25 protein-coding genes and 1 riboswitch are annotated in these 26,148 nt (G+C 44.9%); of the genes, 8 read left to right on the forward strand and 17 right to left on the reverse strand.

What is annotated here, in order from left to right:
- Positions 1-365: 365 nt before the first annotated feature.
- The 3 genes from DXT99_RS14200 to DXT99_RS14210 form a co-directional block, all read right to left on the reverse strand.
- Positions 366-824 (reverse strand): cold-shock protein, encoded by a 459-nt coding sequence (locus DXT99_RS14200; protein ID WP_115566231.1) that lies wholly within the window; start codon positions 822-824, stop codon positions 366-368.
- Between the two features lie 67 nt (positions 825-891).
- Positions 892-1,119, reverse strand: coding sequence for a hypothetical protein (locus tag DXT99_RS14205; RefSeq protein ID WP_115566232.1), 228 nt, complete (start codon positions 1,117-1,119; stop codon positions 892-894).
- A gap of 132 nt (positions 1,120-1,251) precedes the next feature.
- Positions 1,252-1,443: a cold-shock protein gene (locus DXT99_RS14210; protein ID WP_115566233.1), complete on the reverse strand. Its 192-nt coding sequence runs from the start codon at positions 1,441-1,443 to the stop codon at positions 1,252-1,254.
- A 350-nt stretch (positions 1,444-1,793) separates the two neighbouring features.
- On the opposite strand from DXT99_RS14210, the gene DXT99_RS14215 reads away from it, so the two are divergent.
- The 5 genes from DXT99_RS14215 to DXT99_RS14235 all read left to right on the forward strand — a co-directional run bounded on the left by DXT99_RS14215 (position 1,794) and on the right by DXT99_RS14235 (position 6,769).
- Positions 1,794-1,994 (forward strand): hypothetical protein, encoded by a 201-nt coding sequence (locus DXT99_RS14215; RefSeq protein WP_115566270.1) that lies wholly within the window; start codon positions 1,794-1,796, stop codon positions 1,992-1,994.
- A 600-nt stretch (positions 1,995-2,594) separates the two neighbouring features.
- Complete coding sequence (locus DXT99_RS14220; protein WP_115566234.1) at positions 2,595-2,960, forward strand: BlaI/MecI/CopY family transcriptional regulator; 366 nt, start codon at positions 2,595-2,597, stop codon at positions 2,958-2,960.
- Between the two features lie 11 nt (positions 2,961-2,971).
- The gene (locus DXT99_RS14225) at positions 2,972-5,350 is read left to right on the forward strand and encodes a M56 family metallopeptidase (protein WP_115566235.1); all 2,379 of its coding nucleotides are present in this window, start codon (positions 2,972-2,974) and stop codon (positions 5,348-5,350) included.
- An 85-nt stretch (positions 5,351-5,435) separates the two neighbouring features.
- Positions 5,436-6,233 (forward strand): hypothetical protein, encoded by a 798-nt coding sequence (locus tag DXT99_RS14230; protein WP_115566236.1) that lies wholly within the window; start codon positions 5,436-5,438, stop codon positions 6,231-6,233.
- 83 nt (positions 6,234-6,316) lie between these two features.
- Positions 6,317-6,769 (forward strand): GNAT family N-acetyltransferase, encoded by a 453-nt coding sequence (locus DXT99_RS14235; protein WP_147294228.1) that lies wholly within the window; start codon positions 6,317-6,319, stop codon positions 6,767-6,769.
- Position 6,770: 1 nt separating this feature from the next.
- Here DXT99_RS14235 and DXT99_RS14240 read toward each other — a convergent pair whose 3' ends face one another.
- Positions 6,771-8,207 (reverse strand): RtcB family protein, encoded by a 1,437-nt coding sequence (locus tag DXT99_RS14240; RefSeq protein WP_115566238.1) that lies wholly within the window; start codon positions 8,205-8,207, stop codon positions 6,771-6,773.
- A 310-nt stretch (positions 8,208-8,517) separates the two neighbouring features.
- Between DXT99_RS14240 and DXT99_RS14245 the strand changes: the two genes are divergently transcribed.
- The gene (locus tag DXT99_RS14245) at positions 8,518-8,799 is read left to right on the forward strand and encodes a hypothetical protein (protein ID WP_147294229.1); all 282 of its coding nucleotides are present in this window, start codon (positions 8,518-8,520) and stop codon (positions 8,797-8,799) included.
- 345 nt (positions 8,800-9,144) lie between these two features.
- Here DXT99_RS14245 and tenA read toward each other — a convergent pair whose 3' ends face one another.
- The 10 genes from tenA to DXT99_RS14295 form a co-directional block, all read right to left on the reverse strand.
- Positions 9,145-9,759 carry a thiaminase II gene (gene tenA / locus DXT99_RS14250; RefSeq protein WP_262511363.1) on the reverse strand — a complete coding sequence of 205 codons (615 nt, stop codon included), beginning with the start codon at positions 9,757-9,759 and terminating at the stop codon, positions 9,145-9,147.
- Between the two features lie 25 nt (positions 9,760-9,784).
- The gene (thiD, locus tag DXT99_RS14255) at positions 9,785-10,615 is read right to left on the reverse strand and encodes a bifunctional hydroxymethylpyrimidine kinase/phosphomethylpyrimidine kinase (protein ID WP_115566241.1); all 831 of its coding nucleotides are present in this window, start codon (positions 10,613-10,615) and stop codon (positions 9,785-9,787) included.
- The gene (gene thiE, locus DXT99_RS14260; protein WP_115566242.1) at positions 10,612-11,244 is read right to left on the reverse strand and encodes a thiamine phosphate synthase; all 633 of its coding nucleotides are present in this window, start codon (positions 11,242-11,244) and stop codon (positions 10,612-10,614) included. Before thiE ends, thiD begins: the two co-directional genes overlap by 4 nt.
- Positions 11,241-12,041, reverse strand: coding sequence for a hydroxyethylthiazole kinase (gene thiM / locus DXT99_RS14265; RefSeq protein ID WP_115566243.1), 801 nt, complete (start codon positions 12,039-12,041; stop codon positions 11,241-11,243). Before thiM ends, thiE begins: the two co-directional genes overlap by 4 nt.
- A gap of 79 nt (positions 12,042-12,120) precedes the next feature.
- Positions 12,121-12,216, reverse strand: a riboswitch (TPP riboswitch).
- A gap of 128 nt (positions 12,217-12,344) precedes the next feature.
- Positions 12,345-13,028 carry a ribose-5-phosphate isomerase RpiA gene (gene rpiA, locus DXT99_RS14270; protein WP_115566244.1) on the reverse strand — a complete coding sequence of 228 codons (684 nt, stop codon included), beginning with the start codon at positions 13,026-13,028 and terminating at the stop codon, positions 12,345-12,347.
- A gap of 192 nt (positions 13,029-13,220) precedes the next feature.
- Positions 13,221-14,177, reverse strand: a complete 957-nt coding sequence (locus DXT99_RS14275; protein ID WP_317048144.1) for an aldo/keto reductase — start codon at positions 14,175-14,177, stop codon at positions 13,221-13,223.
- A gap of 220 nt (positions 14,178-14,397) precedes the next feature.
- Positions 14,398-15,846, reverse strand: coding sequence for an NAD-dependent succinate-semialdehyde dehydrogenase (locus tag DXT99_RS14280; RefSeq protein WP_115566245.1), 1,449 nt, complete (start codon positions 15,844-15,846; stop codon positions 14,398-14,400).
- Positions 15,847-16,215: 369 nt separating this feature from the next.
- A complete protein-coding gene (locus tag DXT99_RS14285; protein ID WP_115566272.1) occupies positions 16,216-17,367 on the reverse strand; it encodes a sensor histidine kinase in 1,152 nt (383 codons plus the stop codon).
- Between the two features lie 241 nt (positions 17,368-17,608).
- Positions 17,609-18,100 carry a VOC family protein gene (locus DXT99_RS14290; RefSeq protein WP_115566246.1) on the reverse strand — a complete coding sequence of 164 codons (492 nt, stop codon included), beginning with the start codon at positions 18,098-18,100 and terminating at the stop codon, positions 17,609-17,611.
- A 175-nt stretch (positions 18,101-18,275) separates the two neighbouring features.
- A complete protein-coding gene (locus tag DXT99_RS14295) occupies positions 18,276-18,986 on the reverse strand; it encodes a DsbA family oxidoreductase (protein WP_115566247.1) in 711 nt (236 codons plus the stop codon).
- A gap of 308 nt (positions 18,987-19,294) precedes the next feature.
- Here DXT99_RS14295 and DXT99_RS14300 point away from each other — a divergent pair, with 308 nt between their 5' ends.
- A complete protein-coding gene (locus DXT99_RS14300; RefSeq protein WP_115566248.1) occupies positions 19,295-19,729 on the forward strand; it encodes a winged helix-turn-helix transcriptional regulator in 435 nt (144 codons plus the stop codon).
- 55 nt (positions 19,730-19,784) lie between these two features.
- On the opposite strand, the gene DXT99_RS14305 is transcribed toward DXT99_RS14300, so the two are convergent.
- Positions 19,785-20,648, reverse strand: coding sequence for an alpha/beta fold hydrolase (locus DXT99_RS14305; RefSeq protein ID WP_115566249.1), 864 nt, complete (start codon positions 20,646-20,648; stop codon positions 19,785-19,787).
- A 730-nt stretch (positions 20,649-21,378) separates the two neighbouring features.
- On the opposite strand from DXT99_RS14305, the gene DXT99_RS14310 reads away from it, so the two are divergent.
- The gene (locus tag DXT99_RS14310) at positions 21,379-22,953 is read left to right on the forward strand and encodes a DUF6770 family protein (RefSeq protein WP_115566250.1); all 1,575 of its coding nucleotides are present in this window, start codon (positions 21,379-21,381) and stop codon (positions 22,951-22,953) included.
- 186 nt (positions 22,954-23,139) lie between these two features.
- Here DXT99_RS14310 and DXT99_RS14315 read toward each other — a convergent pair whose 3' ends face one another.
- Positions 23,140-23,718 (reverse strand): heme NO-binding domain-containing protein, encoded by a 579-nt coding sequence (locus DXT99_RS14315; protein ID WP_115566251.1) that lies wholly within the window; start codon positions 23,716-23,718, stop codon positions 23,140-23,142.
- A gap of 167 nt (positions 23,719-23,885) precedes the next feature.
- Positions 23,886-24,431 carry a GNAT family N-acetyltransferase gene (locus DXT99_RS14320; protein ID WP_115566273.1) on the reverse strand — a complete coding sequence of 182 codons (546 nt, stop codon included), beginning with the start codon at positions 24,429-24,431 and terminating at the stop codon, positions 23,886-23,888.
- Between the last annotated feature and the right edge of the window lie 1,717 nt (positions 24,432-26,148).

Here is a 26,148-nt window from a genome sequence, read left to right on the forward strand (position 1 = left end):
GTGCAAGTGAAGTGTAGTAGGGGGGAGGCAAATGATTAATTGACGCTAAACATCATAACCAGGGCTTTAGGCCAAGGCGCCTGCCACCTTATAGCAATGATGAAAAAAAGCTCTGGGTGTAAGCTTTTGCTCACTACGTTCTGCAGGAGGCTCTACAGAGCAGGGAGGTACTGTGATGTAAAACGAAGTTGTTTAGGCCGCATTTGTCAGGAAATGAAATAGAAAAAGGCTTTGAACTTACCGCTGTTCAGCGTTAGGTTCAAAGCCTTTTATAGCTTTTATCTGGCCCTTCGGCACCCGGCGTCAAGGACGTAGTTTACCTGTTGTTGCTTTATAGGAGCTGACAGGTACTGGGCAAAAGGTATTTATTTGATCAACTTCACGTTTACGGCATTCAGGCCTTTCTGACCTTTCTCAACTTCGAAGGTAACTTTGTCATTTTCTTTCACCGACTCTTCTAAACCGTTCTGGTGAACAAAAATGCTATCCTGCGAATCGTGGTCTTTTATAAAACCGTAGCCTTTAGAGGTGTTGAAGAAAGTTATCGTTCCCTTTCTGATGAGGTCAGCCGGATCCATTTCCTCATGCTTCGGCACACCAATCTGTATATCCTCCTGCTTTACTTCTTTCTTCTTTTTGGTAGGATCCGGAGGAGTATCCGTAATGTTTCCTTCGTCATCTACATAGGCAAGCATTTCGTCAATGCCTTTTCCTTTGTTAGAGTTCGCTAAGCGCTCTTCCTTCTTTTGCTCTTTATCCTGTCTTTTCTTCAGTTTTTTCTTTTCTTTTTCTTTTTTACTAAAAGTTTCTTGAGATCTACCCATATATTATTCTTGGTTTTTGATGTTGCATACTATACATTCTACGGAAATGGAGGCTTCTCAGCCTATATTAGTAGCGGAATAAAAAGTTTGTGCCGTTACGTATCCACTTCTCAAAGAAGGAGTTATCGTTGTATTCGCCGGAGACTAATTCGAAGTCAGCGCGGTTTTTATTGGCTCGTGAGCCCATAAAGCTTTCAAGGGAATCCTGGTTATTAGGCTCCCATTCTTGCCCTTTTTGCAGTGCAACGCAAAGATATTCGCGCGTTGTGGTATCTACTAAGTATTTTCTGTTCATTGTAGTAAATTATAGGCCCAATTTTAATTGAAAACGGAGCAGGATTGTGAGAGACAGCGGGTAAAAACGATCAAGCAAATAAAAAAGCCTTACTGCATGTAAGGCCTTTTTAATGCATTTTATACGTTAAGACTAAGAACGCTTAACATTAACTGCGTTTAGTCCTTTTCTGCCTTCCTGAAGTTCAAAAGTTACTTCGTCATTTTCTTTAATCTCATGCACCAGTCCTGATGCGTGTACGAAGTATTCCTGATCTGAATTTGCTTCTTTGATAAATCCGAACCCTTTCAGGTCGTTGTAAAACTTTACTGTTCCGTTATTCATATTTCTTTGTTTATTATATACCTACTACATTTCTAGCGGCATATATGTTCAATATCTTTTACAATATGCAATAAAAAATTTATATTTCACTTATAAAGAGTTATAAATAAGGTTTATTCTTGTTAAAGCATCCATATATATTGGAAAGGTGCTAAACCTGCAGGTGAATTGATGGAAATCTCTATTGCTAAGGTTGCCCCGGACTTAATGAATTCTTGTGGAGCAGTGGATGATGGAGTAGGAGGTAAGTGAAAATTCCGTCTCCTGGAGCAGCACATATAATGAGTTTATTGTACAGTAGATATCTAATTACTTTGAAAAGCGTACGCTAATCAAAAAAATATATGACCATGAAAGATACACAATCACTTAAATCTTCTTTAGTAAACATTCTAAAAGACCCCTCCGAAATAGAATTGTTGATGCAAAACCCTGGCAAGTATGGGATGGACTTATATAAGGGCCTATCTGTGAAAGATAAACAGTATGTTGCCTTCGCTGCTGCAGCTGGTTTTATCGCATATGGCATTTATCTGAGCAGGCAAAAGTAATAGCTTAAACAACTCATTGTGTTTAGCGCCACTTTGTATAGGCAAGGCTATTAGTTGCGCCTGAAAGTATAGCGTTCAAATAGATTCTCCAGCATTGTACGAAACTGCTTTGCGATGCTAAAACGAGATCAACTGCAGTCCCTTGTGCTCTGTATAATGGAGTTTTAAAGAACGGGAGCCCATTTCTGAATTAGTCAGAAGTGGGCTCCCGTTTTAGGATTCTACTCTGGCAGCGACGGATAAGCAAATAGTCTTGCCTTAGAGATAGCTGCTATCTATATTGTTTTCTCTTTGATTTCCATGCCTCTTATCCTGAAGCATACTTGTATGTATCTCCGCTAAAGGGTAAACTTGAACTACTGCCGCAGTTAATTTCTTCTCTTCTCCTTCTCTTATTTCTGGCCTAAGGCTACGGCTACCACAGCTAGTAAAGCAGCAGAGTTACTATCTGATTTTCATTTCTTTTCCCTTCCTGATTAAGTCTTCTGGCACTGGTATTTACTTCACTGACTTATTTACTAATCCTAATGCGTTAGTTTTAGTACTAATGGGTTAGGATTACTACTAACTTATTAGTAGTATTGTCTAAACGATACGACGATGCAGAGATTAGGTAAAAGAGAAGAACAAATCATGCAGGTTATCTGGCGCCTCGAAAATGCCTTCATAAAGGAAGTTATAGAGGAGATGCCAGAACCAAAACCGCATTATAACACCGTGGCCACCATGGTAAAAATTCTGGTGGAGAAAGGTTTTTTGCGTGCTGAAAAACTCGGAAACTCTTTTCGGTATTCTCCTTTAGTGGCGTTGGCGGATTACAGGAAGCAGGATGTAGCCAACATCAAGCAAAAGTATTTCGGCAACTCCTTTTCTAAAATGATTACGCATTTTGCCAGGGAGGAAAAATTGTCTGACAAAGAGATCGATGAAATCATCCAGATTATCAAATCACAAAAATCATCTTAAACTTTTATGCCATGATTGAATATCTGCTAAAGGTCTCTTTCGTGATTGGAATAGCCTTACTTTTTTACAAACTCGTGCTGCAGCAGGAAAGTTTCTTTACCATAAACAGGTTCTATCTCATTGGGTGCATAATGTTGGCTTTTGCCCTGCCCTTTGTTACCCTGCCCCAGGTTATCAGCCACCAAGGGTATTTGTCAGCTGTTTTTCAACCAGACAAACCATTAGATAACAGCCAAACCGAAACTAGAGCGGCAAAGTTTAATGATGCTACTGCAACACCGGAAGCAAGTACCAGGGCAGTAACAAGTGCCGGAGTAGAAGCCGGAGAAAAACATACGGATGCAGCGTTACCCTTGCCCCACCCTGATGGAGTAGAGGAGAAGGCAGAAGTGCCGCAGGTGGATGTCATTTCCGGGCAAAAAGACTGGCTGTTCTGGCTTGGGATACTCTACGGCTTTGGCGTTATTATATTTACTCTTAACCTGCTTGTGCAGGTAGCAAGTATCCTGTTTAGAGTGAGAAGAAGCACTGATAAGATACTGGAGGATAAGTATGTTATTGTGAATACAGAAAACAGACAAGCTCCTTGTTCTTTCTTCAGGTACATCTTTATCTACCCTGATGACTATGATTTCACTACCTATGAGCAAATAATTGCCCACGAGAAAACTCATGTCAGGCAGGGGCATAGCCTCGACTTATTAATCGCAGAAATCGCAGTTATCCTCCTCTGGTTTAACCCGTTTGTCTGGCTTTACAAAAAGGAAGTTGAAAAGAACATCGAGTACCAGACAGACGCGATTCTGCTGGAGAAAGAACAGGTAAATAAAGACCAGTATCAACTGAGCCTGTTGCAGATAGCCTGCCCAAACAAGCCGCTCAGCATCACCATCAACTATAATCAGTCGCTATTAAAACAACGAATTATCATGATGAACGCAAAGAAATCAAACTTACACAGTTATTGGAAATATGCCTTCCTGGCCCCACTGTTTTTAGGGACAATTCTTTTTATGAATGAGCCAGCTGTTAGCCAGGTTATATCGCAAAGTGATACTGCTTCGGTTCCTGAGCTTGCTCCTATGCCTGAGGCAGCTCCGGCTCCTGAACCTGCCCCCGCTCCTGAGCCTGCACCCGACATAGCGGAAGTAGTAAGGGAAGAGGTAGTAAACAGAGATGTTGTTTCTGATGTAATAAGGGAAGTTCTTCCTGCAATAAAGGAAAACGGATACTCAATGAATATCATTGGGAAGCAGGTAGATATGTCGGAAGGCTATTGGTACAGCAACCAGGAAGGCGGTGAGTATTGCTTGCAGTTTAAAGGAAGCAGGAATTCCTCTACCTGGAACATGTCCAGGTGCTTTGACAAAGGGCTCTTCCAGAAGCAGGGGAACGATACTTTCGTGATGAAAAAGGAAACCGGTACACTTCAGCTAACAGGTAACCTTGATGCGGAAGTAGGGCAGGGGAAGTACACCTTCACCGAGGACGCTTCTTTTAAAAAGTACCTGGCCGACTACAACATCACCAGTAATAATGAGAACCTGATGTTCCATCTGTTTTTCGGTGATGTAGACAGGCAATATGTCGACTACCTGAAAAAGACATACAATGAGTTAGAGGGAGAACGGCTGCTGGAATTAGCCATACACGGCGTGTCAATGGCGGACTATCAGAACTATATGGCCCTGTTCCAGAAGTACAGCAACAAAAAGCCTTCAATCAGAGAAGTAGTGGAGGCCCGCATACATGGCATTGATCAGGCGTATGTGCGGGAGATGCAGGCGCTGGGCTTTGAAAATCTGTCTTTAAAGAAGATGATGGAGGCGAAGATACATGGTGTGAACAGGGCCTATGTAGAGGGGCTTCAAAATGCTGGATTTGAGAATCTTCAGATAGATAAAATCATCGGGGCTAAAATACATGGCGTAAACCCGGCGAACATCAAAGAAATGCAGGCCCTTGGCTTCGGGAATCTTAGCCTGGACAAGATGATGGAGTTGAAAATCCATGGGGTGAATGCAGCTTACATCACGGACTTAAGATCCGCAGGATTTGATGAACTGAGTCTTGATCAGGTTCTGGAAGCGAAGATCCATGGTCTTAATGCCGCTGCCATCAAAGAAATTAGATCTTTAGGCTTTAAAGATATGCGTTTCAGAGAAATAATCTCCGCTAAAATTCATGGAGTAGATGCAGCTTACATCGAAGATCTGAGAAAAGCCGGACTTGAGAGTCTTACCATCAGCAAGGCTGTTGAAGCTAAAATACATGGTATAGACAGCAGTTTTATTCGCAAAGCCAGGGAAGATGGCTATAACCTGAAAACTGTGGGTGATGCCGTTAAATTGAAAATCCATGGTATGGCTCTGGAGTCTATGAGAGACTAAGTAGTAGAGCACCATTAGTGGTATAAACCAGGACGCAAGGCTAACGTTTAAAATAATAAAATGACTTACAACCTAATTATACACTATGGAACGATATGACAGGGACCGCAATAACAACGGCGGCTACAACAACCAAAACAGGTACGACTACGACAATAATGACAGAAACCGCTACGACCGGGACAACAGATATGATTATGGTCGAAACGACAGGTATAACCGGGAAGACAGAACAGGACGTGACCTGAAGCAGCAGTTTGAAAGAGATTACCGAGACAGCGATCACAGACCAAACGACTACCGAAACAGCAGGGACTACGGAAGGGACGATGATAGAGGAAATCGCTTCGGGAATTATCGCAGCCGTGATGACAGGGACACCAGTTACGCTGCTGACTTTAGGGGCAATGAAAACAGGCAGGGCAACATTCGGCAGGGGTACGGGATATCAAGCTTTGATGGTACCTCTGACCGGTACAACACCTTGAACAGTGACCAGCGCGAAGGCAACATGCAGGAGGCGCAACCCTACTACTCCGGAAACAGGGACCGCTTAAGTAGCACACGCTATGGTGGCGGTGTTGGCGATGAATTCCCTAACTCCAACCGGGGAGTACCTAATTATGGCACCCGAAACTTTTCAGATAATTATGGTACCGGAATGGGAAGCTCCTACGGCGGCAAAAACTATGGCGCTGGCACAGGCTATAACAGCGGCAACAGAGGTGGATCCTTCGGCAACAATATGTACGGCAACTCATCCGGCAATTACGGTGGCTATGGTTCAATGGGCGGCAGCACCTATGGTGCAGGTCAGAGTAGTTCCGGTGGTAGTTCCTCCCACAATTCAGACAGAAGAACAACGGGTAATTTTAATTACTAAACAGCAGCTTAAAACTTAAAAAGAGGGTGTCCAAAAAGGTCACCCTCTTTTTAAGTTTTGAGCCTTTTGCTATTTTAGCAGGCATGAAAAGGCGCAACGTTGTCTTCAAGGAGCATCCGGGCAGGAACAGGCCGGGCATACCGGTTATAGCACTGCTTCCGCACAAGAACACTGTCGTTGCCACTCCTTTAAACCGCAATGGGCCAACGCGCAGCGCTGCAGGCAAAACCGTGACACGTGAGGGCGCTGCAGGTTCAGTGGCAGCGCATAAAGTAGCAATAGAAACAGCTAAAGCAGAAAGTGCGAATGAAACAACTATGATGGAAGCTATTAAAGCAATAACAGCCTGGGCTTTCACGCAACCGAAAGTGACAACGATACTAGCCGAAACAGAAAACACAAATCTACCCTCACACCGGACGCTGGAGAAGAATCACTTCACTCGCTATAAGACAGCCGGAATAATGGATTGGTGGAAGCTCGAAAGGCCGGTTTTCGTTAGCAGTGGGGCAGAAGCGGCTTCCTCTTTCGCTTAACCTAATCCACTTCAATATATTTCGCATCCCCGTTCATCCGCACAATTTTTGGATAAAAAGTACCAGTTACATCTACCAGTTCCTGCTGGGACGCCATCACCTGGTGAATGTCCTTATAGGCCATTGGCGCCTCATCTAACCCAGAACCGATAACATCTACACCCGCCTTCTGCAGGTACTTGCGCATCTGGGGCTGGGAGAACGTTTGTATGGCCTGCGTTCTGGACATAACACGCCCGGCCCCGTGTGAGGCAGAGTTAATGGCGGCAGCCTCGCCTTTGCCACGCACAATAAATCCTGGCGTGGCCATGGTTCCCGGAATAATACCCATTACCCCTTTGCCCGCCGGAGTAGCGCCTTTGCGATGTACGATCACTTCCTTACCAGAGGCATCTTGTTCTTTCCAGGCGAAATTATGGTGGTTCTCAATCTTCGCCATGGGGGCCTCGCCCAGCTTTGCCGTCAGACGTTCATGTATCTGGTGGTGGCAGGCAGAGGCATAGTCACCGGCCAGGTTCATGGCGAGCCAATATTCCTGACCGGCTTCCGTGTCAAGGTCGAGCCAGGCCAGGTGCTTTGCCTCCTTGGGCAGCGGACAGGCATCTATGGCCACTTTGGTATAATAACCTGCAATGTTTGCCCCCAGCCTTCGGGAGCCCGAATGGGAGAGGAGCGCCAGGTACTTGCCCGCTGGCAAGTCAAACACATTATCAGCATCGTGTATCTCCACTGTGCCGAACTCCACAAAATGGTTGCCACCACCAGATGTTCCCAACTGCTGGAAAGCACGGTCCTTGAGTTCGCGCACAACCGGGATTTCAGAGAACTCCGGGCGCTCCATAATTTCATGGTCCATGGGTCTTTTGAAGGAGGCGTTGCCGAAGCGGGTGCTGTCGGTGAGCATCTTCTTGAGCTGCTCCCGGTTCTTTTCAAGGTAGCCTGAGTGGATATCGTAGATGCTCATGCTCATGCGGCAGCCAATGTCTACGCCAACGCCATAAGGTATCACGGCATTGTGCGTCGCCAGCACCCCGCCAACAGGAAGCCCGTAGCCTTGGTGGGCATCCGGCATCAGCGCCCCCGCCCGCGCGACAGGCAGGCGCATGGCGATCTCCATCTGGTCAATGGCACCTTGTTCTATGGCTTCTGCTCCATACACGGCATAGTTCTGCTTCTCCGACTTCAGGGCAATGGGCTCTGCTTCTTTGTGCGCTATGAGCGCCAGTGCCAGAGGGCCCAGTGTTGTGTGCAGCTCGTACTGATCAGGGGCGGCAATTACATCCTGCAGCAGCTCTATCTGGTGTTTCTTGCCCAAGTCAGTATAGTAGGTATGCACAATGTTCAGGGCCGTGCCCAGCGGCTTGCCAGAAGGAAATCCAAGCTTAACCAGGTCGTTGGATGAAAGTTTTGCTGATGTTCTTTTCTTGTTTTTCTTCATGGATTTGAACGGTTACAGGAACTACAGTGTACGGAGTATTTTGTGCAATTGGTTATGCCTGTACATGAAATCCATCTTTATATGTTTTAAGTTTTTTCACTGTTGAAACCACGCTCTAACTTCTCTTTGTGCTTCCTTTGCCGGGCAGAATCCTGTGCGGCTTTTTTCTTGTTATCGCTCGAATAGTGTATGCATTTTTCTTAGCTGAAGTGCATTATTTCCATTGCTTCTTAACCGGTAAGTTGATACCGCGTAAAAAAAGTATCGTCCCACTGGTATGGGACTTGAATCATTTATAAATAAGAAAGCTATGACAACAGATAAAAATCAGAATAAGGACCAGAATAAAGGGAAAGAGAGCAATGCCAAAACAGATGCAACTTATAGCAGAGATGCTGAAGCACTAAAGAACAGCACCACTACTTCCCAGAACAGCGCGGAATCAATGGGGAAAGTAGGCGTAGGGGGAGTCATTACCAACAAGGATAATTCTGGTTCATTGAAAAGCATGAAAGGCGACGACACAACAAAATTGAATCCTAAGGAGCCACTATCAGAAGGGCAAACTACGGAGGAGCAGGACAGCAAGTAAAACAAGCGTTATCAAAGGTGTTTTCCTGAATATCAGAATTAGGTAAACTGCTTTTGCTGTTTCTTTTCAACACAAAGGAATTAACTGACGTTATGCCTGAGTCCCAGCGGGACGACCTGTTGATAGTAATCAATATCGAGGCTTCCTTAGCTCCAGCCATCAGGCTATCAACAGGCCGTCCCGCCGGGACTTAAACCAAGTTATAAACTGGTTTGAAGCCTCTCTTATTATAGAATGCCTCTTCGCCTGATGGCGAAGAGGCATTATTATTTTCTCTGAAGCTCCTTCAGATACAGCTGCCTGGAAAGGTGAAGCTGTGTGCCATCTACTCCATGAGATTAACCTTTACACCGGCCACTTTTCCATTCGCCAGGCGCTGTCCCAGAACATCCACTCCAGTTTGCAGGCGGTAACAAAGGCATCTGTCATTTCTTGTTGCTGTGCAGGCGTGCATTTTGTGGCTGCTTCATCACAAATATTAATGGCCCTTTTTACAATACCTGCAAACTCTTCTCCTGCATAGGTATTAATCCATTCCTGGTACGGGTTATTTTCTTTCTGCGGTTGCTTATAAATATAGTCGCCGACTTCTTTGTAAATCCAGAAACAGGGGAGCAAGCCTGCCATGGCTACCTCTACTTGGTCAAGTGCTGCTGTGCTGAGCAGGTAGCGGGTATAATGTTGGCAGGCAGGGGAGATGGTGGTGCTCTTTTGTATGCCCAACTGCTGGAAATACCCGGCGTGGAGGGCATGCTCTACTACAATGGCCCCTTCTGCAAACCGCATAAACTCCAGCGCATGATCCGTAGTGTGCGCCCGTGCCGCAACAAGTGAAAGAGCTCTGCCGAAATCAGCCAGATAGAGCGAATCCTGGGCGATGTAAAACTTAAACTTCTCCTGGTCGAGTGTTCCATTTATAAGTTCTTCAATGAAGGGCATGGAAATTATCTGATCGTAGATGCTGCTGCCCGCCTGCCAGGCTTCTTTAGTCTAGCTCATATTTTTGAAGTTTTTTTGGTTGATAGAAATGATTTAAAGGCCCATGCCCTTCGCCTGTTTTTACATCTTTGCCCTCGTCAATAGCATGGTATACATATTGCCTGGCCTGCTCAATCGCCTCCGGCAAGTTTGTGCCCATTGCCAGAAAGGCGGCTATGGCAGAGGAAAGGGTGCAGCCTGTGCCGTGGGTATTGTTGCTGTCGATCGCCGCTGACTCATACACATGCATGTCGCCGTTTTGATGCAGGTATACATCGTAGAGCCGGGAGCCTTTCAGGTGGCCTCCTTTTACAAGTACAGAGCGGCAACCTGTTTCCAGGATAATACGGGCAGCTTCTTTCATGTCCCTTACATCCTGAAGCTGCATACCAGCTAAAATCTGTGCCTCATCCAGGTTAGGAGTAACTACCGTTGCCAATGGCAGTAGTTCCTTTTTAAGCAATGCGATGGTGTTATCCTCTATCAGCTTATCACCACTTGTAGCCACCATCACAGGGTCCAGCACAACGGGTACTGTGTAGTGCTTCAGTTGGCTGGCAATAGCCTGTACAAGCTCCGCGCTATGCACCATGCCTATTTTGATTGCCGTAGGTTTTATGTCGTCCATTACTGCCTCTATCTGCCCCTGCACAATAGAAGCCGGTACGCTGTGTATACCCGTGACGCCACGGGTGTTTTGCACCGTGATAGCGGTAATGGCCGAAGTGCCGTAGCAGCCCATGGCCGAGAAAGTTTTCAGGTCGGCTTGTATGCCTGCCCCACCGCCACTGTCAGACCCTGCAATGGTAAGCACGGCAGGGTATTTATATGTTTTCATAAGGATTTCTCTATTTCGTTTCTGATTTTTTCAGCGGCCCGTGCCGGGTCAGGTGCAGAGCAAATGGCAGACACCACAGCAAGGCAATCAGCGCCGGCCTTTATGATGTTGGCAGCATTTGCTTCACTTACTCTACCAATGGCAACCAGTGGTTTATGTGTTAACGCCCTGATACTGCTTATGCCTTCCAGGCCCCATTCTGTCACTGTGTCCTTTTTAGTAGGCGTGGAAAAGACAGGGCTCAGCGCCAGGTAATCTGCCAGGGCAGCATGAGTGCGCTGCAGGTGTTCGGCATATTCCAGGGAATAGCCGAGGATACCGCAATCAGACCATTGCTCTAGTATAGCAGCGGGCGTTATGTCGTTGTTGCCGACATGTATTCCCGCCGCTTTGCTTTTCAACGCTACCTGCAGGTTGTCGTTGACTATCAGGGGGACATTGTACTGGTCCAGCAGTTCTTTCAGTTGCAGGGTCTTTTTCAGAAATGCCTCCTCCCCGAGATTTTTCTCGCGTATCTGCACCAGGTCCACGCCGCCTTTTACTGCTGCTTCTACCACCTCCATCAGGTCCCGGCCAAGGCAGGACTGTTCATTTGTAACCAGGTACAGGCGGTACGGAAAGGTACTCATGGATTTGTCTCTAACTTTAAGCGCTCTCTAAAATCATATTCAGAAAGCTGGTAAAGCGCGTCGAGGAATTGGACCTGCATCGTTCCCGGCCCCGGTGCCTTTTCGGCAGCTATGTCGCCTGCAATGCCCATCAAAGCCATAGCTGCAGTAGTGGCAGCAAAGGCGTTGTCCGCACTAACCGCGCAGCATGCGCCCACCAATGCACTGGCGGTGCAGCCCATGCCCGTTATCCGGGACATCAGCACGTGACCATTCGAGAGGGCATTGTAATTACTCTTGTTCACGATGTAGTCGGTGGCACCCGATACACAGACAACCGCGCTGGTGGTTTCGCTCAGCTGTTGTGCTGCTTCCAGGGCTTCTTCGCTGAGGCTGGTGCTATCAACTCCTTTCGTATTGGAGCTGAATTTTGCCAAAGCCATTATTTCAGAGGCATTCCCACGGATTACCGTCGGGCGGTAACTGAGTAGCTCTTCCAGTACATTGTTGCGGTAAGACGTTGCGCCGGCTCCCACAGGGTCCAGCACCCATGCTTTTTGAAGTGCGTTCGCCTGCTTTACAGCCAGCTTCATACTCTCCACCCAGTACTCATCCAGCGTACCAATATTTACGACAAGGGCACCTGCAATACTGACCATATCACTTACTTCGCTGTGTGCATGCGCCATAACGGGAGAGGCACCAGCAGCCAGCAAGGCATTGGCGGTATTGTTCATAACAACATAATTGGTAATGTTGTGCACCAGCGGTGAATTCTGCCTGACGGCCGAAAGTATACTCCAGAGTTGCTCTTTCATAATTTCTTGTTTAAAGATAAGATGATGGCCCAGGAGTATCCGGAAAAGGAGGGATAGATGAAAAGAGGAAATAGCCGCAATAGCCATTCATGCTTTTCCCTTCGCCAGCATTACCTGGATCAGGTTCAAAGGGTATTGTCTCAGTTCCTGTTTCGGAACACCCCTAAAGCCGATACTAAACTAGGATAATTATGTATGAATAAAAAGTAATGTGGTAGATAATGGTTCGGGTCTGTCTGCTTTAATCAAGACTATTTTAATTAAATAACTTATAAAAAGACTTGATTTTTTCTGCAGTCTGTATTATTTCTTTTTATCCCCCTTCAACAGATGTAATGTGCCATCTGCATAACCGACAATGACCCTATGAACTTTAGGATGCAAAAACAAGCCACTTTCTACCACCCCCGGTATCAACAGGATGCTGTTATTCAGGAGTTCAGGAACTTCAATTTGGTTAAAAAAACAATCAGCAATCAGGTTACCATTATCAGTTACAAAGTTCTTCCCGTCTTTTTGCCTGATGCTTGTTTCACAACCTAAGTTTTTTAATTGTTTTAGCGTCAGTTCTGCTGCAAAAGGCACTATTTCCACGGGTAAGGGAAACTTGCCTAGTGTGCGCACCAGCTTTGATTCATCTACAACTACGATGAATTGGCTGCTATTATAGGCGATAATTTTTTCACGAAGCAATGCACCGCCACCGCCTTTAATCAGGTTGCACTGGGCATCAACTTCATCTGCGCCATCAATGGTGACATCAATACGGGACAATTCTGAAAAGTCAGTCAGTTGTATACCGTACTGCTTTGCCAGGTCTTCAGATGCTACTGAACTAGCTACTGCCTGAATGTGGAGGCCGGCTTTCACTTTTTCTCCCAGCGCTTTGATAGCCCATGAGGCGGTAGAGCCGGTGCCAAGCCCAACTGTCATGCCATCTTCTACATATTCTACTGCGCTTTCTGCTGCCAGCTTTTTTGCATCCATTGATTAATTCTGACTGTTGGTAGTGGTTTGTTTCTTCAAATTTACCCCCGCCCGGCTCTGGCTTACATGTTCTGACAGAGTGCGGGCGGGGGCTGTTTCAGAGTAATACAGCTGCCGATAGCAGGCCATTTCGATTGGTGTTAAGATATAAAGCGCTTGTGCTCACATCTTATAATTTGCTTGCACTGAGTGCTAATAACGGTTCCCCGCCGTGATATCCGGTGGGAAGATATTGTCTATTTCAAGCACTTCTTCTACGCTTAACAGTACATCTACCGCCTTTACATTTTCCTCCAGGTATTTTCTGCGCTTTGTTCCCGGAATAGGGACCAGGTCATCGCCTTTGGATAATACCCAGGCCAGCGCCAGCTGTGCTGCACTAATCCCTTTATCAGATGCGAGCTTGTTCAGCTTGTCTACGATGTTGAGGTTCTTTTTGAAGTTTTCGCTCATGAAGCGCGGGTTGTGTCTGCGGAAGTCGCCCTCTTCAAAATCGTCAGGACTTTTAATGGCTCCTGTTAAAAAGCCGCGGCCTAATGGGCTATAAGGCACAAAACCGATTCCTAGTTGGCGTACCGTGTCCAGCACCCCATTTGTTTCTACATCTCTTGTCCATAGGGAATATTCTGTTTGCACAGCAGTTATTGGGTGTGTCTTATGCGCCCTTCTAATCAATTCGGGTTCCGCCTCAGAAATGCCCAGGTAGCGTACCTTGCCTTCTGATACCAGGTCAGCCATGGCACCAATGGTGTCTTCAATCGGAACATCTGGGTCCATACGGTGCTGGTAATAAAGGTCGATAGTGTCTATTCCCAGGTTTTTCAAACTTCCCTCGGCAGATTTGCGCACTGTCTCCGGTCTGCCGTCTATGCGCATCCCATTTTCACCAATGGCCACACCAAATTTGGTGGCGATAAATACCTGGTCTCTTTTTCCTTTGATCGCTCCGCCTACTAACTTTTCGTTTGTGTGCGGACCGTACAGTTCGGCGGTGTCGAGAAAATTTATTCCCAGTTCCAGTGCCCGATGGATGGTGGCTACTGATTCATCGTCGTTTCTGTTACCATAAAAGGCGCTCATGCCCATACAGCCCAAGCCTATCGCGGATACATCTAGTCCATGTTTTCCTAATGTTCTTTTCTTCATCATGTCGTTTGTTTTCTATGTTGTTCGATTCTGAGCTCGATTGTAATTACCCTTAACTTTCCATAGAGCGAGCGTCCTCGCTCGTGCTTAGTATCACGCGGTCGCTGGCCGTATTTCGTGGCTGGAGGCTTGGAAAAACTTCCAAGTCTTCATGTACTGCACAGGCCGTAGGCCCTGGAAAAGCAGACACGAGCGAGGACGCTCGCGCCATGATTAGCTATCTTTATTTATTCACGCCACCGAAGCACATGTACTTTATCTCCATAAAATAATCCATACCATATTTGGAGCCCTCACGACCAAAGCCGGATTCTTTTATACCGCCAAACGGTGCCACTTCTGTAGAAATTATACCTTCGTTGATGCCTACCATACCATATTCCAGCGCCTCGGCAACACGCCAGCAGCGGTTCACATCTCTGCTGTAGAAGTAGGAGGCAAGGCCGAATTCTGTGTCATTTGCCATTTGTACAGCTTCTTCCTCGGTACTGAAACGGAAGATAGGGGCTACGGGCCCAAACACTTCTTCCCGGGCAATGAGCATTGCTCCGGAGGCTTCTGCCAATACAGTTGGCTGGAAAAACAAGCCTTCGATGCTTTCTCCGCCTGTCGTGACTCTGGCACCTTTCTCCACGGCGTCACGGATGTGCTCCTTTACCTTGTTTAGTCCCTTCTCATTGATGAGCGACCCTATCTGTACATCTTTTTCCAGCACATTACCTGTTTTCAGGCCCTGAACTGCTTTTGTGAATTTCTCGACAAATGTATCATACACCTTGTCCTGTACCAGAATTCGGTTGACACAAACACAGGTTTGCCCGTTGTGGCGATACTTTGCAGCCAGGGCACCACTTACTGCTTCGTCTATATCGGCGTCATCAAACACAATGAAGGGAGCGTTGCCACCCAACTCTAGGGATAGTTTCTTTAAAGTGGAGGCACTTTGGCTCATCAGGATTTTACCCACTGGTGTAGACCCCGTGAAAGAAAGCTTTCTGACTTTCGTGTTCTCACAAAACTCTTTACCAACCTCACTGCTCTCTGTTGAGGTAACGGTATTGTACACGCCAGGAGGGAAGCCTGCCTTTTCTGCTAAAACGCACAATGCAAGGGCAGTGAGCGGTGTTTCGGATGGTGGCTTCACGACAACAGGGCTGCCTGCGGCCAGCGCAGGACCTACTTTACGGGTGATCATGGCCAGCGGGAAGTTCCAGGGCGTGATAGCAGCAGCCACCCCTACGGATTGCTTGATAACAACAAGGCGCCTGTCTTTGGTATGGGGTGGAATCACGTCTCCGTAAGCACGTTTGGCTTCCTCGGCAAACCATTCAATGAAGGATGCGCCATAGTTCACTTCTCCCAGGCTTTCTGTCATCACCTTCCCGGATTCGATGGTCATGATGCGGGCGAGTTCGGCCTTATGCTCTATTATCAGGTTAAACCAGTTCCGCAGGATGTTAGAACGCTCTTTGGCTGTCAAAGCACGGTAGGCGGGCCAGGCAGCATCAGCTGCGTCGATGGCTTTGCGCACATCTTTGCGGTTCATATCGGGCACAGCGGCCAGTACTTCGCCTGTGGCAGGGTTAGTCACATCAAAGGTTTTGCCACTTGCTGCCTTTTGCCAGGCTCCGTTCACGTAAGCCTCTGTTCTTATTAAATCACTCTTTTCCATTTGGTTGTCTTTTATGGCTTACAAATTAACCTTCTCTGGTTGCCTTGCTCATTGTATCAATCCTTTTACCGAGGAGTGGAATTGTATATTTATAAATCTCCCTCCCAGGAGAGAATAGGGTGGGTTTGTAGTGCCGGCCAGTTACCTGTTTTATTCCCTGAACCCGCTAGTAAAGTTCATGCCCTTGCAATGTCCTGTCTTCAGTTATCATCTGCATGAGCGCTTTCTATAGTACATGAAAAAGCCTTTCAGGGTTAACTGAAAGGCTTTCGTATTGGATGAGCCGGATGTGTGCTATTCCCGGTCATCTGCTTGTTTATGGTTATCACCAGGCAATCTGGATTTCATTGTCTGCCGAAGAGGACATTTTTACGCTTTAGGTTTCAGGTAAACGATAAACTCAGAACCTTCGCCAAGCTTACTTTTCACAATCAGTTCACCGCCTGCATTCTCTACAATTTTTTTTACAAGGTATAGCCCGATGCCAGTTCCTTCCGTGTTTTTTTCAAAACGGGTAAACGGCGTGAAAATGAGTTCTTTCTTTTCCTCCGCAATGCCAATACCGTTGTCTTTAACTGAAATCTGTATAAAACCATTTAAGGTTTCTGTTTTGACATGTATTTCAGGAGCTCTGTCAGGTGATTTGTATTTTATGGCATTGCTCAACAGGTTGTAAATAATGCTTCGGAGGTTTTTTCTTGAGAATTCAATATCCGGCTCGCTGATATCATAGGTAATAGAAGCATTGCTCTCCAGGATATTATCTTTGATAGTTAATTCTACTTGCGTAAGCACATCTTCGAAACGTACATTTTCTACTACTTCCTTAAAATTACCTTCAATTTTAGCAATTTCTGAAAGCTCATCTATGATGTTCCGCATTGTCTTAACAGAATTCTCAAGCATGGCGGCAATCTTATTCTGTTCCTCGTTTTCAGCGTCGCATTGTTCTAAGAGGTCATTTGATGTTTGCTTTAATAGCTGCAACAAGCCTTCTATATTTGCGAGTGGCGCCTTCAGGTCATGGGACACGGAGTAGATGAATGTTTCATGAGAGGCATTCAGCTTTTCCAGGTCTCGCAGCACTTTCATGCGGTCTGTGATATCCACAAACGTAATGATGACGCCATTGGTCCTGTTGTCTCTTTTAAGCACATACGGAATAATATTCATCTGGAACCAATGTAAATCCGTTGTTTGTATCTCTTTCTCAAAGATCTGTTCTGTTTCTATTACTTCAAGTATATTGTCTATGATAGTAGAATACCGGATATTATCTATCAATTCTTCCATAGGACGGCCAATGTGGTTATCTGAAAGATTGAACTGCTTCATGGCCGGGGGAGTGAACTTGCGAAGCACCAGATCCGCATCCACGAAGAGCTGCGGTATAATCGTGTTCCTGAAGTAATTCTCCAGTTCAGCATTCAGTTCTATCAGTTCTCTGATTTTTTGGTTATCTTTTTTTCCTGAGGAGGACTTAGGGGTAGAATTTGATGTCTCATTTTTTTGTGATCCCATTTTCTCTTGTAATTCTTCCGGGTGGCAATAATTTGAATAAACAAAAAAAGGCAGGTCTCTTTTCGCAATTGCTGTAATGTACAACTATTTTATCAACTATAGGCACGGTGCTTCAGTTCATAAAAAACAAGAAGGCTGCCTGAAGTAAATCAGTCAGCCTTCTTTAATAAATTTGTATGGTCTGAAAAGTGAAGTTAATCTACAGGTTTAATTTTGATAACTACTGCTTGTAAGTGATGCTTTAATCGAGCTCTTTCAGGAGGCCCTCCAGGTCAAGCGGACGCGTATACATCTCCACAGAACCGTCAGACTTTTTCGGCCATTCTTCTTTAGGTCGGTCCCAGTACAGTTCTACGCCGTTGCGGTCTGGGTCCATGAGGTAGAGCGCTTCGGATACACCATGGTCAGCGGTGCCGGTGAGAGGGTAGTTCGCCTCCTGCAGCCGACGGAGTATAGCAGCCAGATCCCTGCGGGTAGGGTATAGGATAGCAGTATGGAAGAGTCCGGTGCTGCTAACAGGGGGAGGGGATCCATTCTTGCTATACCAGGTGTTCAGCCCGATGTGGTGATGGTAGCCCCCTGCTGAGATAAATGCTGCGTCTTCGCCATAGGTGGTGGTGATTTCAAAGCCCAGCAGGTCGCAGTAAAACTTCAGGGCGCGCTCCATGTTTGCCACTTTCAGGTGAACGTGCCCAATTCTTGTCTGCGGTGGGGTTGTATAGTCTGATGCCATATTTCAACGCTTTTCTAATTTATAAAAAAGTGTGTTGGGGCAATTTTCCCAACACACTTCCTGATTTAATCAGCCTTCTTCCAAATCCTGTATTCTTAGTACGTATAGTTGAGGCAGCGAGGCTGTCAAGTGCTGACCTTACACCAACCGTACAACTCTCTTAGGCTGTATGCTGCTAGCAGTCACCATCAATGCCGCAGCTCTGACCTTCTGCTGTTATTTCCTCAAATTTTGGTGTTTGAGGAGCAATCTGTGAAAACACCTGGTGAAAAGTTTCTGCCGGCTGTGCCCCGCTTACGAGGTATTTGTCGTTGATGATGAAGGCCGGTACACCCGTGATACCTGAAGCTTGTGCCCATTGTTCCATCTCACGCACCTCGTTTTTACCCTCCTCCCTTTCAAAGAATCCTTCCAGGCGCTCAGCAGGAATTCCGTTGGCTATTCCGATTTCTTTTAAGGCAGCAGTGTCGTTCATGTTTTTGCCTTCTGTAAAGTAACTATAGAAAAGGGCATGCGCCACCTCTTCCTGCACACCGCATTCACCCGCCAGCCAGATAAGTCTGTGACCGTTGAAAGTGTTGTTCACTGTGGTCAGTTTTTCAAAGTTAAACTCGATACCCTCCGGCGCACCGGCGTCTTGCAGGCGCTGATTCATAGCATCTATTTGCGAAACGATAGAAGGGCCGTAGGCATTTTTAAAGTACTCCAGCCTGTCCACGCCCTCCTGCGGGATGTTTGCGTTCAGCTCGAAGGGTTTGAAGCTGATGTCAAATTCATAGTCTTTATTTGCCTCTTTTATGGCTTTGTTCAGGCGTTGCTCGCCCACATAGCACCAGGGGCAGTTTACATCCGATACAATATCTATTTTTATTTTCTGCTTAGTCATAATTCAATTTTTCATAATTTAATTAGAGAAATGTTGGTTCTTAGCCTTTCCATTTATTTACAAGGTAACCACAGAAGCTACTGAAGGGGCCATAGACTCCAGTATTATCGTTTACTTTATCAGCAGGCACTTTCTTCCGTTCATTCTCTTAGAATCATATCGCCACTCCAGTGATTCTACTATCCTGCTCATATATCTTCAACGATAATGTTTCAGTATTGATTCAATACTAGGTTACTTTTAGTAACTCAAAAGTAACCTAGTATCTTTGTTTAAAGCAAGAAGGTACATTAACGACACTAAGTATCATGGGAGTAACTAAAGATGAGAATCAGCAGGTTAAGGTTCAGGAGAAGATAGATAAAATAATGGATGACAAGGAGGCGGCAGCCCCATGTTGCCCGGTGAAGGACATCCTGGGACGCTTTGGTGACAAGTGGTCCATCTATGCTATTCTGATGCTGGGCCGTAACGAAAAGCTCCGTTTTAACGAACTGAAGGGACTGATATCAGGGATATCGCAGCGCATGCTCACTGTCACGCTGCGATCCCTGGAAGAGGACGGCCTGGTGAAGCGGACGATTTTTCCGGAAATACCGCCCAGGGTAGAGTATGAACTGACAGATCTGGGGCAAAGCCTGCTGCTGCAGTTACTTGAACTGGCAGATTGGGCGAAGCTGAACCTGCATCATATTGTAGCGGCGAGGGAACGATACGCTAAACAAGAGCAGAAGCGAACGTGAGAAACAAGGGGGTGCGGCAATTGATTTACTTGCCCCTGCCAAGTGTAGATTGATATTATTCTTTGAATGTAACGCTGGCAGGCCTTTCTACCCGGTAATGATCTGCCAGCACTTTGAAAAACGCTTCTTCATTATGAAGCCATGGAAAATGACCGCTTGCGGGTATGATAATAAAAGTGCAGGTTGGGTATCTTTCTTTTAAGTAAGATGTGCTGTCGCCAAAAATGTCATCATCTCCGAAAACCACTGTTATCTTAAAACCCGGGTCTGGCAGCTTCGGAAGTGCAGGGTATAACAGCAGCGAAAAATAGGTGCGGGTGATGGGTTTGGCATTGATATGGTCCAACATCACCTGGACAGGGTTCTGTACCCGATAATCTCTGTTGCAGTTGATAGAGAACTGGGTGTAAAACTTACCGTAAGCCTTATAGTTTCCCAGCATGCCCAGTGCTGAATTTTTAACCATTGCTGCCCACTCCGGGCCGGTGCTCTTCTTTTTGTGGAATTTACCTACCTCCAGCACCGTTTTAGCCCACTGCCAGCCAGTGCCGGTAGCGGGGCTGCATGCAAATATGCTGAGTAGCCTGTCCTGCCTTTTAGCTGCATAAACCTGCGCATAGAGCCCGCCCCAGGAATGGCCGAACAGGTGAAACTTCTTTAAGTTGAAATGTGCAGCAATACTATCAATGTCTGAAATGTAGCTGTTCATAGAATAACTGCCAGAGGAACAGGGGGAGTTCAGTGTGCCGCGCTGGTGAAAATAAATCACCTGAAACTCCCTTGCTAAATATTCCGCCACTGGCTCAAGGTTTTCAGGTACGCCCGGCCCGCCATGGAGCAGGATAACTGTTTCTTTGCCGCTGTTTGGTTTAACAACAGTGTATAAGCTCGTGTCTTCACTTCTTACTAAAATCGCCATATTATCTCGTACGAAGAAACTTTCGAAAAAGAAGCATCATTCCAGGCTGGCCTGGGAAAATTAGCCTCGGTAAGATGTTAGCTTAATTAGATATCTTTTTCACAACTTCAAAAACAATCCCTTTATTCAGTGCTATTTTGCGGTGCCAGATAAGTGTTTTTAGTTTGTTAGAAAAATAATATAAGTTTATATGCTAACAAATTAATATTTGTGTAATTTGTGACGCTAATGACATACTTTTGATGCAATTCTGCTTTTTTTATCATAACCTGGAAATAAAGTTTAGGAGTTAAAATCGTAATGAATTGTGTTGATTGTCCTGATATACGCAGGAGAAAGCGCCGGATTTACTAGAATTCAGTGATAAGAGGAAACAATATATGCTGGCAATAGAGAAGTAATCTTCATTTAATATCAATTTTCTGATACTCTTTACTGTTAGCGCTAGTGGATAAGAATAGTAATAAAAATGTTTGGCTAGTAATACTGAAGTAGTTTTAGATGAGTGCTTAAATTGTCCCTTTTGGAAGTGACCGTCATGAAAGCTGTCAGCGGGTCCTGCTCGAGCGTAATGATGACTCAGAGAGTAAGGATCCAAGGGTATAGCGATGTACTGATATATAAGGAGGATTGAAAAACTTTACAAGCAATAAAGACGGTACGCGACGTGGAAAATTTTAATCCTAAGTCCTGAAACCGGTATGAAACGAACTTTATTTTATTTCTATATATGATAAAACCTTTACCATCTTTATTTACACTTCTTCTGCTTTTGTGTGCAGCAGCCAGCCAGGCACAGACGCATACGCTGTCAGGTTTTACTATTTCTAATAAAAAGGCCATCACGCCCATATACGAGGGAAACGAGGTGAAGGGCTACACGATGTTATACCGTGAAGACAGGGCTGATACAAGGGTTGCCAACTATGGGGTGGATTTCTATGATCAGGACCTGCAGAAGGTCAGAAGCGCCCTGTTTCCTAAAGAACGACATTTCAGTCATTTGCTTAGGCGAGCTTATAACGGGAAGACCTTCAGCTTTTATTTTTACAATACAAGAAGTAAGCTGTTAGAGATGGATGTTTTTGACAGTTCGCTGAATAAAATAGCCTCAAAGGAATTTCCAATGCGCTCAAAGGCAGACCAGCACGCGGCATTAGAGGAAATGCAGGTGTCCCGTACCGGAGCCAGCAAGCCCCTTTCCGGTATGAATCTTTATGCTGTTCCTAACAAGGGTTTTATCAGAAACGGGTACACAGGTAATATGAAGGGGTTTTCGCTGGAAATGTATGATAATAACCTCAACCTGAAGTGGACATATACGTCTGATGGAATGTCTAAGAATTATGAGTCGCTGCTCGTGCACGAGGTGACGGATAAATACATACTAGCGACGATTGCCCGCAGGTCAGGCAAGGTGTCAAAAAAGCTGAATTTTTTTGTCGCTGCTTTTGATGTAGAAACTGGCGACAACCTGTTAGATGTGCCCGTTGAAAATGACAATACGCAGCAGCTGTCTGTTAGCTCTTTTAGCTTTGACGAAAAGAAAAAGGAGTTTATAGCCATGGGAGAGTTTTACAGTGTGGAAGACAAGGAGCTTGAGGACCAAAGCAAAGGTTTTTATGTAAAACGAATGGGCATGAATGGAAAGGAGAATTTTGCTAAGTTCTTTGGCTGGGAGAAGGACGTAAACCCGCTATTGCCACAGGAGGCAAAGAAAAGTCTGAAAGAAGGCTATGAGAACTTTGTGCATAAAATTATCCGGGGGGCGGATGGTAAGCAGCATATTGTTGTAGAGCAGTATAAAGTGAAGGCTGATGGCGTTGGAATTGCCCTTGCTGTTCTGGGCGGTGGTACCAGCACGGTAAAAGGTGTGATAGGTAACATGCTGATTTATACGCTTGGCCCTGACCTGAGCCTGGAAAAAGTCAGCTTCTTTGAGAAAGACCAGACAGATTGCATACTTCCTCCCGGAGCAGGTGCTTATGGTGCTGGCCTGTTAGGCCTGGTTATAAACATGAATGGCGGCTTTGATTATCAGTTTACACAGGAAGACAATAGCCAGACGAGTTTTTCTACCGCCTACATCAACTATAAGAAGGTGAAAAAGAGCAAGTTTAGAGAAAAGACACTGGTGAACATCATGTATGCCGGCAACATGCAACTTAAATCAGATAACATAGATGTTTCTTCCAGCAATGAAGTTGTATCTTTTGTATATCCTGCAAAACCGGGGTATGTGCTGGTGCTGGATCGACAGTCAGGGGAGGAGAAGCTTGAAATGAAGCTGGTAAAGCTGAATTGATATTACCTGCCATTTGAACGCAAAATGGTTCAGCTACTGCTGAGCCCTTTTGCGTTTTTAAAGAGTTATTCATTTGCGGGTAGTATGGGTATTATTTGTGCCGTGGCTGGCAATATATTTCCATGCACTTCCTTTACTCGATGTTGATGCAGAAGTATTTTGAATTTGCTGGGGTAGCCGCTGTCTCTACACATCACCCAGAAAGTCTACCTTAATCTGGACTCTTTCCTTATCAGCTGGTGTCAATAGCGTAACCTCCACTATGTCTTTTTCATGGAAGTATCCTGCTATGCCTCTTATGATACCTACGGCTACACCAGCCATTTTGCGTCTGGAGTGATAATCAACTATCAGCTGTTTACTGCCTTTTTTGGTAACGAGCAGCATCGGAGGATTGGCTCTGTTATCCTCTCTTTTAACTGCAGCGTGCATGGCGGCTTCAGTGTTCAGCAGCATATCATACGTACGCCAGGAGGGGTTGATATATCTGTTGTAAACTAAAAGAAGGTCAGACACTAAAAATTCACCATAATTTTCCAGCATCTCATATTCGGTAATGCCAGTAAGTTCAGAGGCTTTATTTACAATAGCGAACATCTCTTTAGTGGGATATACCTCCTGCATCTGGTAATGCCCATGCGCAATGCCTGCCGCCTCCAATAGCTTTATCCAGGTGCTGAAATCATGTGTGTTCTCTACATACCGCCGTAGTAAAACAAACATAGAACCATGCATCTGGTCTTCATTGGATAAATTTTCTTCCATAAGAATGCTAATTTGTAACTGAGTACGGTAGGGAAGGTACAACTGATATAATAGAAATTCACGAAAAATTTATGAGGCATTGGTTTTTAGCTGCTCATCAACCACCCGGCCGCTGCTGTTTTATAGTAAAGCTTTGCAATTGGCGTGGGAGTAACAGGGACAGTACTTTAGCCTCTTGAATCGGTTTCTAGAATAGCGTATTCAAAATTATCACTCCAGCCTGACTTTAGTGGCAGTACTTTTCTTTTTCTTCCCTCTCTTGTCATACCAACTTTCTCAAGCACTTTGATGGACCCGATATTGTCAACTGCACAACCTGCCTCTATTCTATGGAGCTTCAGTGTATCAAATCCAAAGTTAAGCATGCGCCTTAAAGCTTCTGTCCCGAATCCTCTGTTCCAACAGGTTACGTCCAGCTTATACCAAACTTCGCCTCTGCTGTACTTGCTGTTCCCCAGCTTTAAGGCAATTAAGCCTATAAACTGCTTGTCTGCTTTCTGCTCGATAGCAAACGTGTACTGTTGGATAACCTCTTGCTGATTGTCCAAAATCCAGGGCGTAATTGTCGATCTGGTTTCAGCGATATCCTCTGGTATACCCAATGTATTATACTCATCAGTTTCAGGTAAAACATGTAACGCATGAATAGCACCTAAATCTGATGCGTCTATTAATCTCAGCTTCAGTCTTTCAGTATGTAGTTCTGGTTTCATTATCATAAGCTGCAATTACAGAATATTAACCTACGGGAATAGTTAGATAACTATTATTAATGTTATTCAAGAGCGGATCTGCTGGATCCAAGCAATTTTTTATCACACCTGATGCCAGACAAACAAAACAATTAATTTTGAATTTGCTGTCTTTCAGATGTTTAGACACAGATTAAATGCCTAAATTATAATTTGTGAAAATATTTTGAATTTTATTCATTATTCTGGTAGCCATTTTTTAGCAACAGCACGTATAAGACTTAAGGTTAATGTGAGAACAGAAAACTGCAGTCTTATACCTATTAAATAATTACTATACTATGTCCAGACTTTACAGAACCTAAAAAGCTTCTTGATTAGAGCATCACTAATTTATTGAGCATTTTCCCCACACATATCTACTTATGGCAAGCACCATCCAACCTGGTGTTATTCCTGCCATTCATGAATTTTTACGGATTCCAGTTGATGGAATTATATAGCAGCCCCCACTGACATTCCTCTTATTAACACGTGGTATGTACTTGTAGTTTTGCGACGCTTGGCTCTTTGTTATTTCTCTTTTCCCAAACATTCCATTTTGGGAGGCATGGGTTATCTATGTCTCAAAGGAATGTGATTGTATAGCACATTAAAGAAGGAGCGGGAAAGACAAAGCGAAATGCAACACTTGATAATCCGCACCAACCTACAAACTAATAATTCTGTTCACTCTTTTTTTGCTCTTTTACCTATGCTACTCGTTCACAAGTTTAAGAACCTTCCGGGGGAAGTTGCCCCTTTATGTATACACTTTATTAAAAGCAAAAGCACTCGGTTTTACAGACGTAAATCTGGCCTTGAGGCACCTGAAACATTTTCCTGGCAGCCTTTTCTCTTAATAAGGGCTCTCCTCCTGCTGCTTCTACTATTTGCAGGATCAGTGAGCCAGTTGCTTCTGGCTCAAACTCCACCCACTTGGTTTTCATCTGTCACAGTCCCTTCACAATTAGAAGAGGCTGTAGGAGTTACTTTCAACAACACTGGAAGTCTCACCCGCTATACGACGAATAAAACAGCCAGTGGCTATAGAGTAAACACAGCAGAATCAGAATTCTCATTGGGGCCACCAGGTCCACTGGTATTCCGGTGCTGCACCAAAGTAATGGGGTAGGAGCATTGGTGTTTGACACTGATAGTACATTGCTTGTTTCAGCAGGTAATGGTTTCAGCAATGCAACAGATGATTTAGCCTGTGCCACTGAAACCTATTACACTCAGGCTCTAGCAGGTAGCATTATTCCACCAGCCTTACATCTTGTTCATGATGGCAATGGGATTGAAAACAGTATTACGGCAATGACTATATAGAATTAAACTGATAAAATATTGATCTTCCTTAGGACAAAGTAGAAGCGTAACTGAAACTATAATATAGGATTTACTATAGTTGAGAATATTATTGTTGTATCACTTCATCGCAATGAGGAGGAGGGATGTAATAGCACTGGTTTTAGCCTTAAAAGAATTTCTTTTGCTATATAAGAAGCATATTTTAAGTGATTGACAAAGTAGAAAAGACACTACTTCATATCATCCACAGCCCGTGTAAAAGATATTTAAAAATATTATCACATTATATCTGATAATAGGCCAACATTATAGCATGAATTCATGTATAAGCCTAAAAGAGCACATTGAGTATATGTTTTCTATTAAAAATATTGGTGTTACAACA

Origin of the sequence: Pontibacter diazotrophicus (assembly GCF_003367245.1) — a bacterium.
GTDB classification, from domain to species: Bacteria; Bacteroidota; Bacteroidia; order Cytophagales; family Hymenobacteraceae; genus Pontibacter; species Pontibacter diazotrophicus.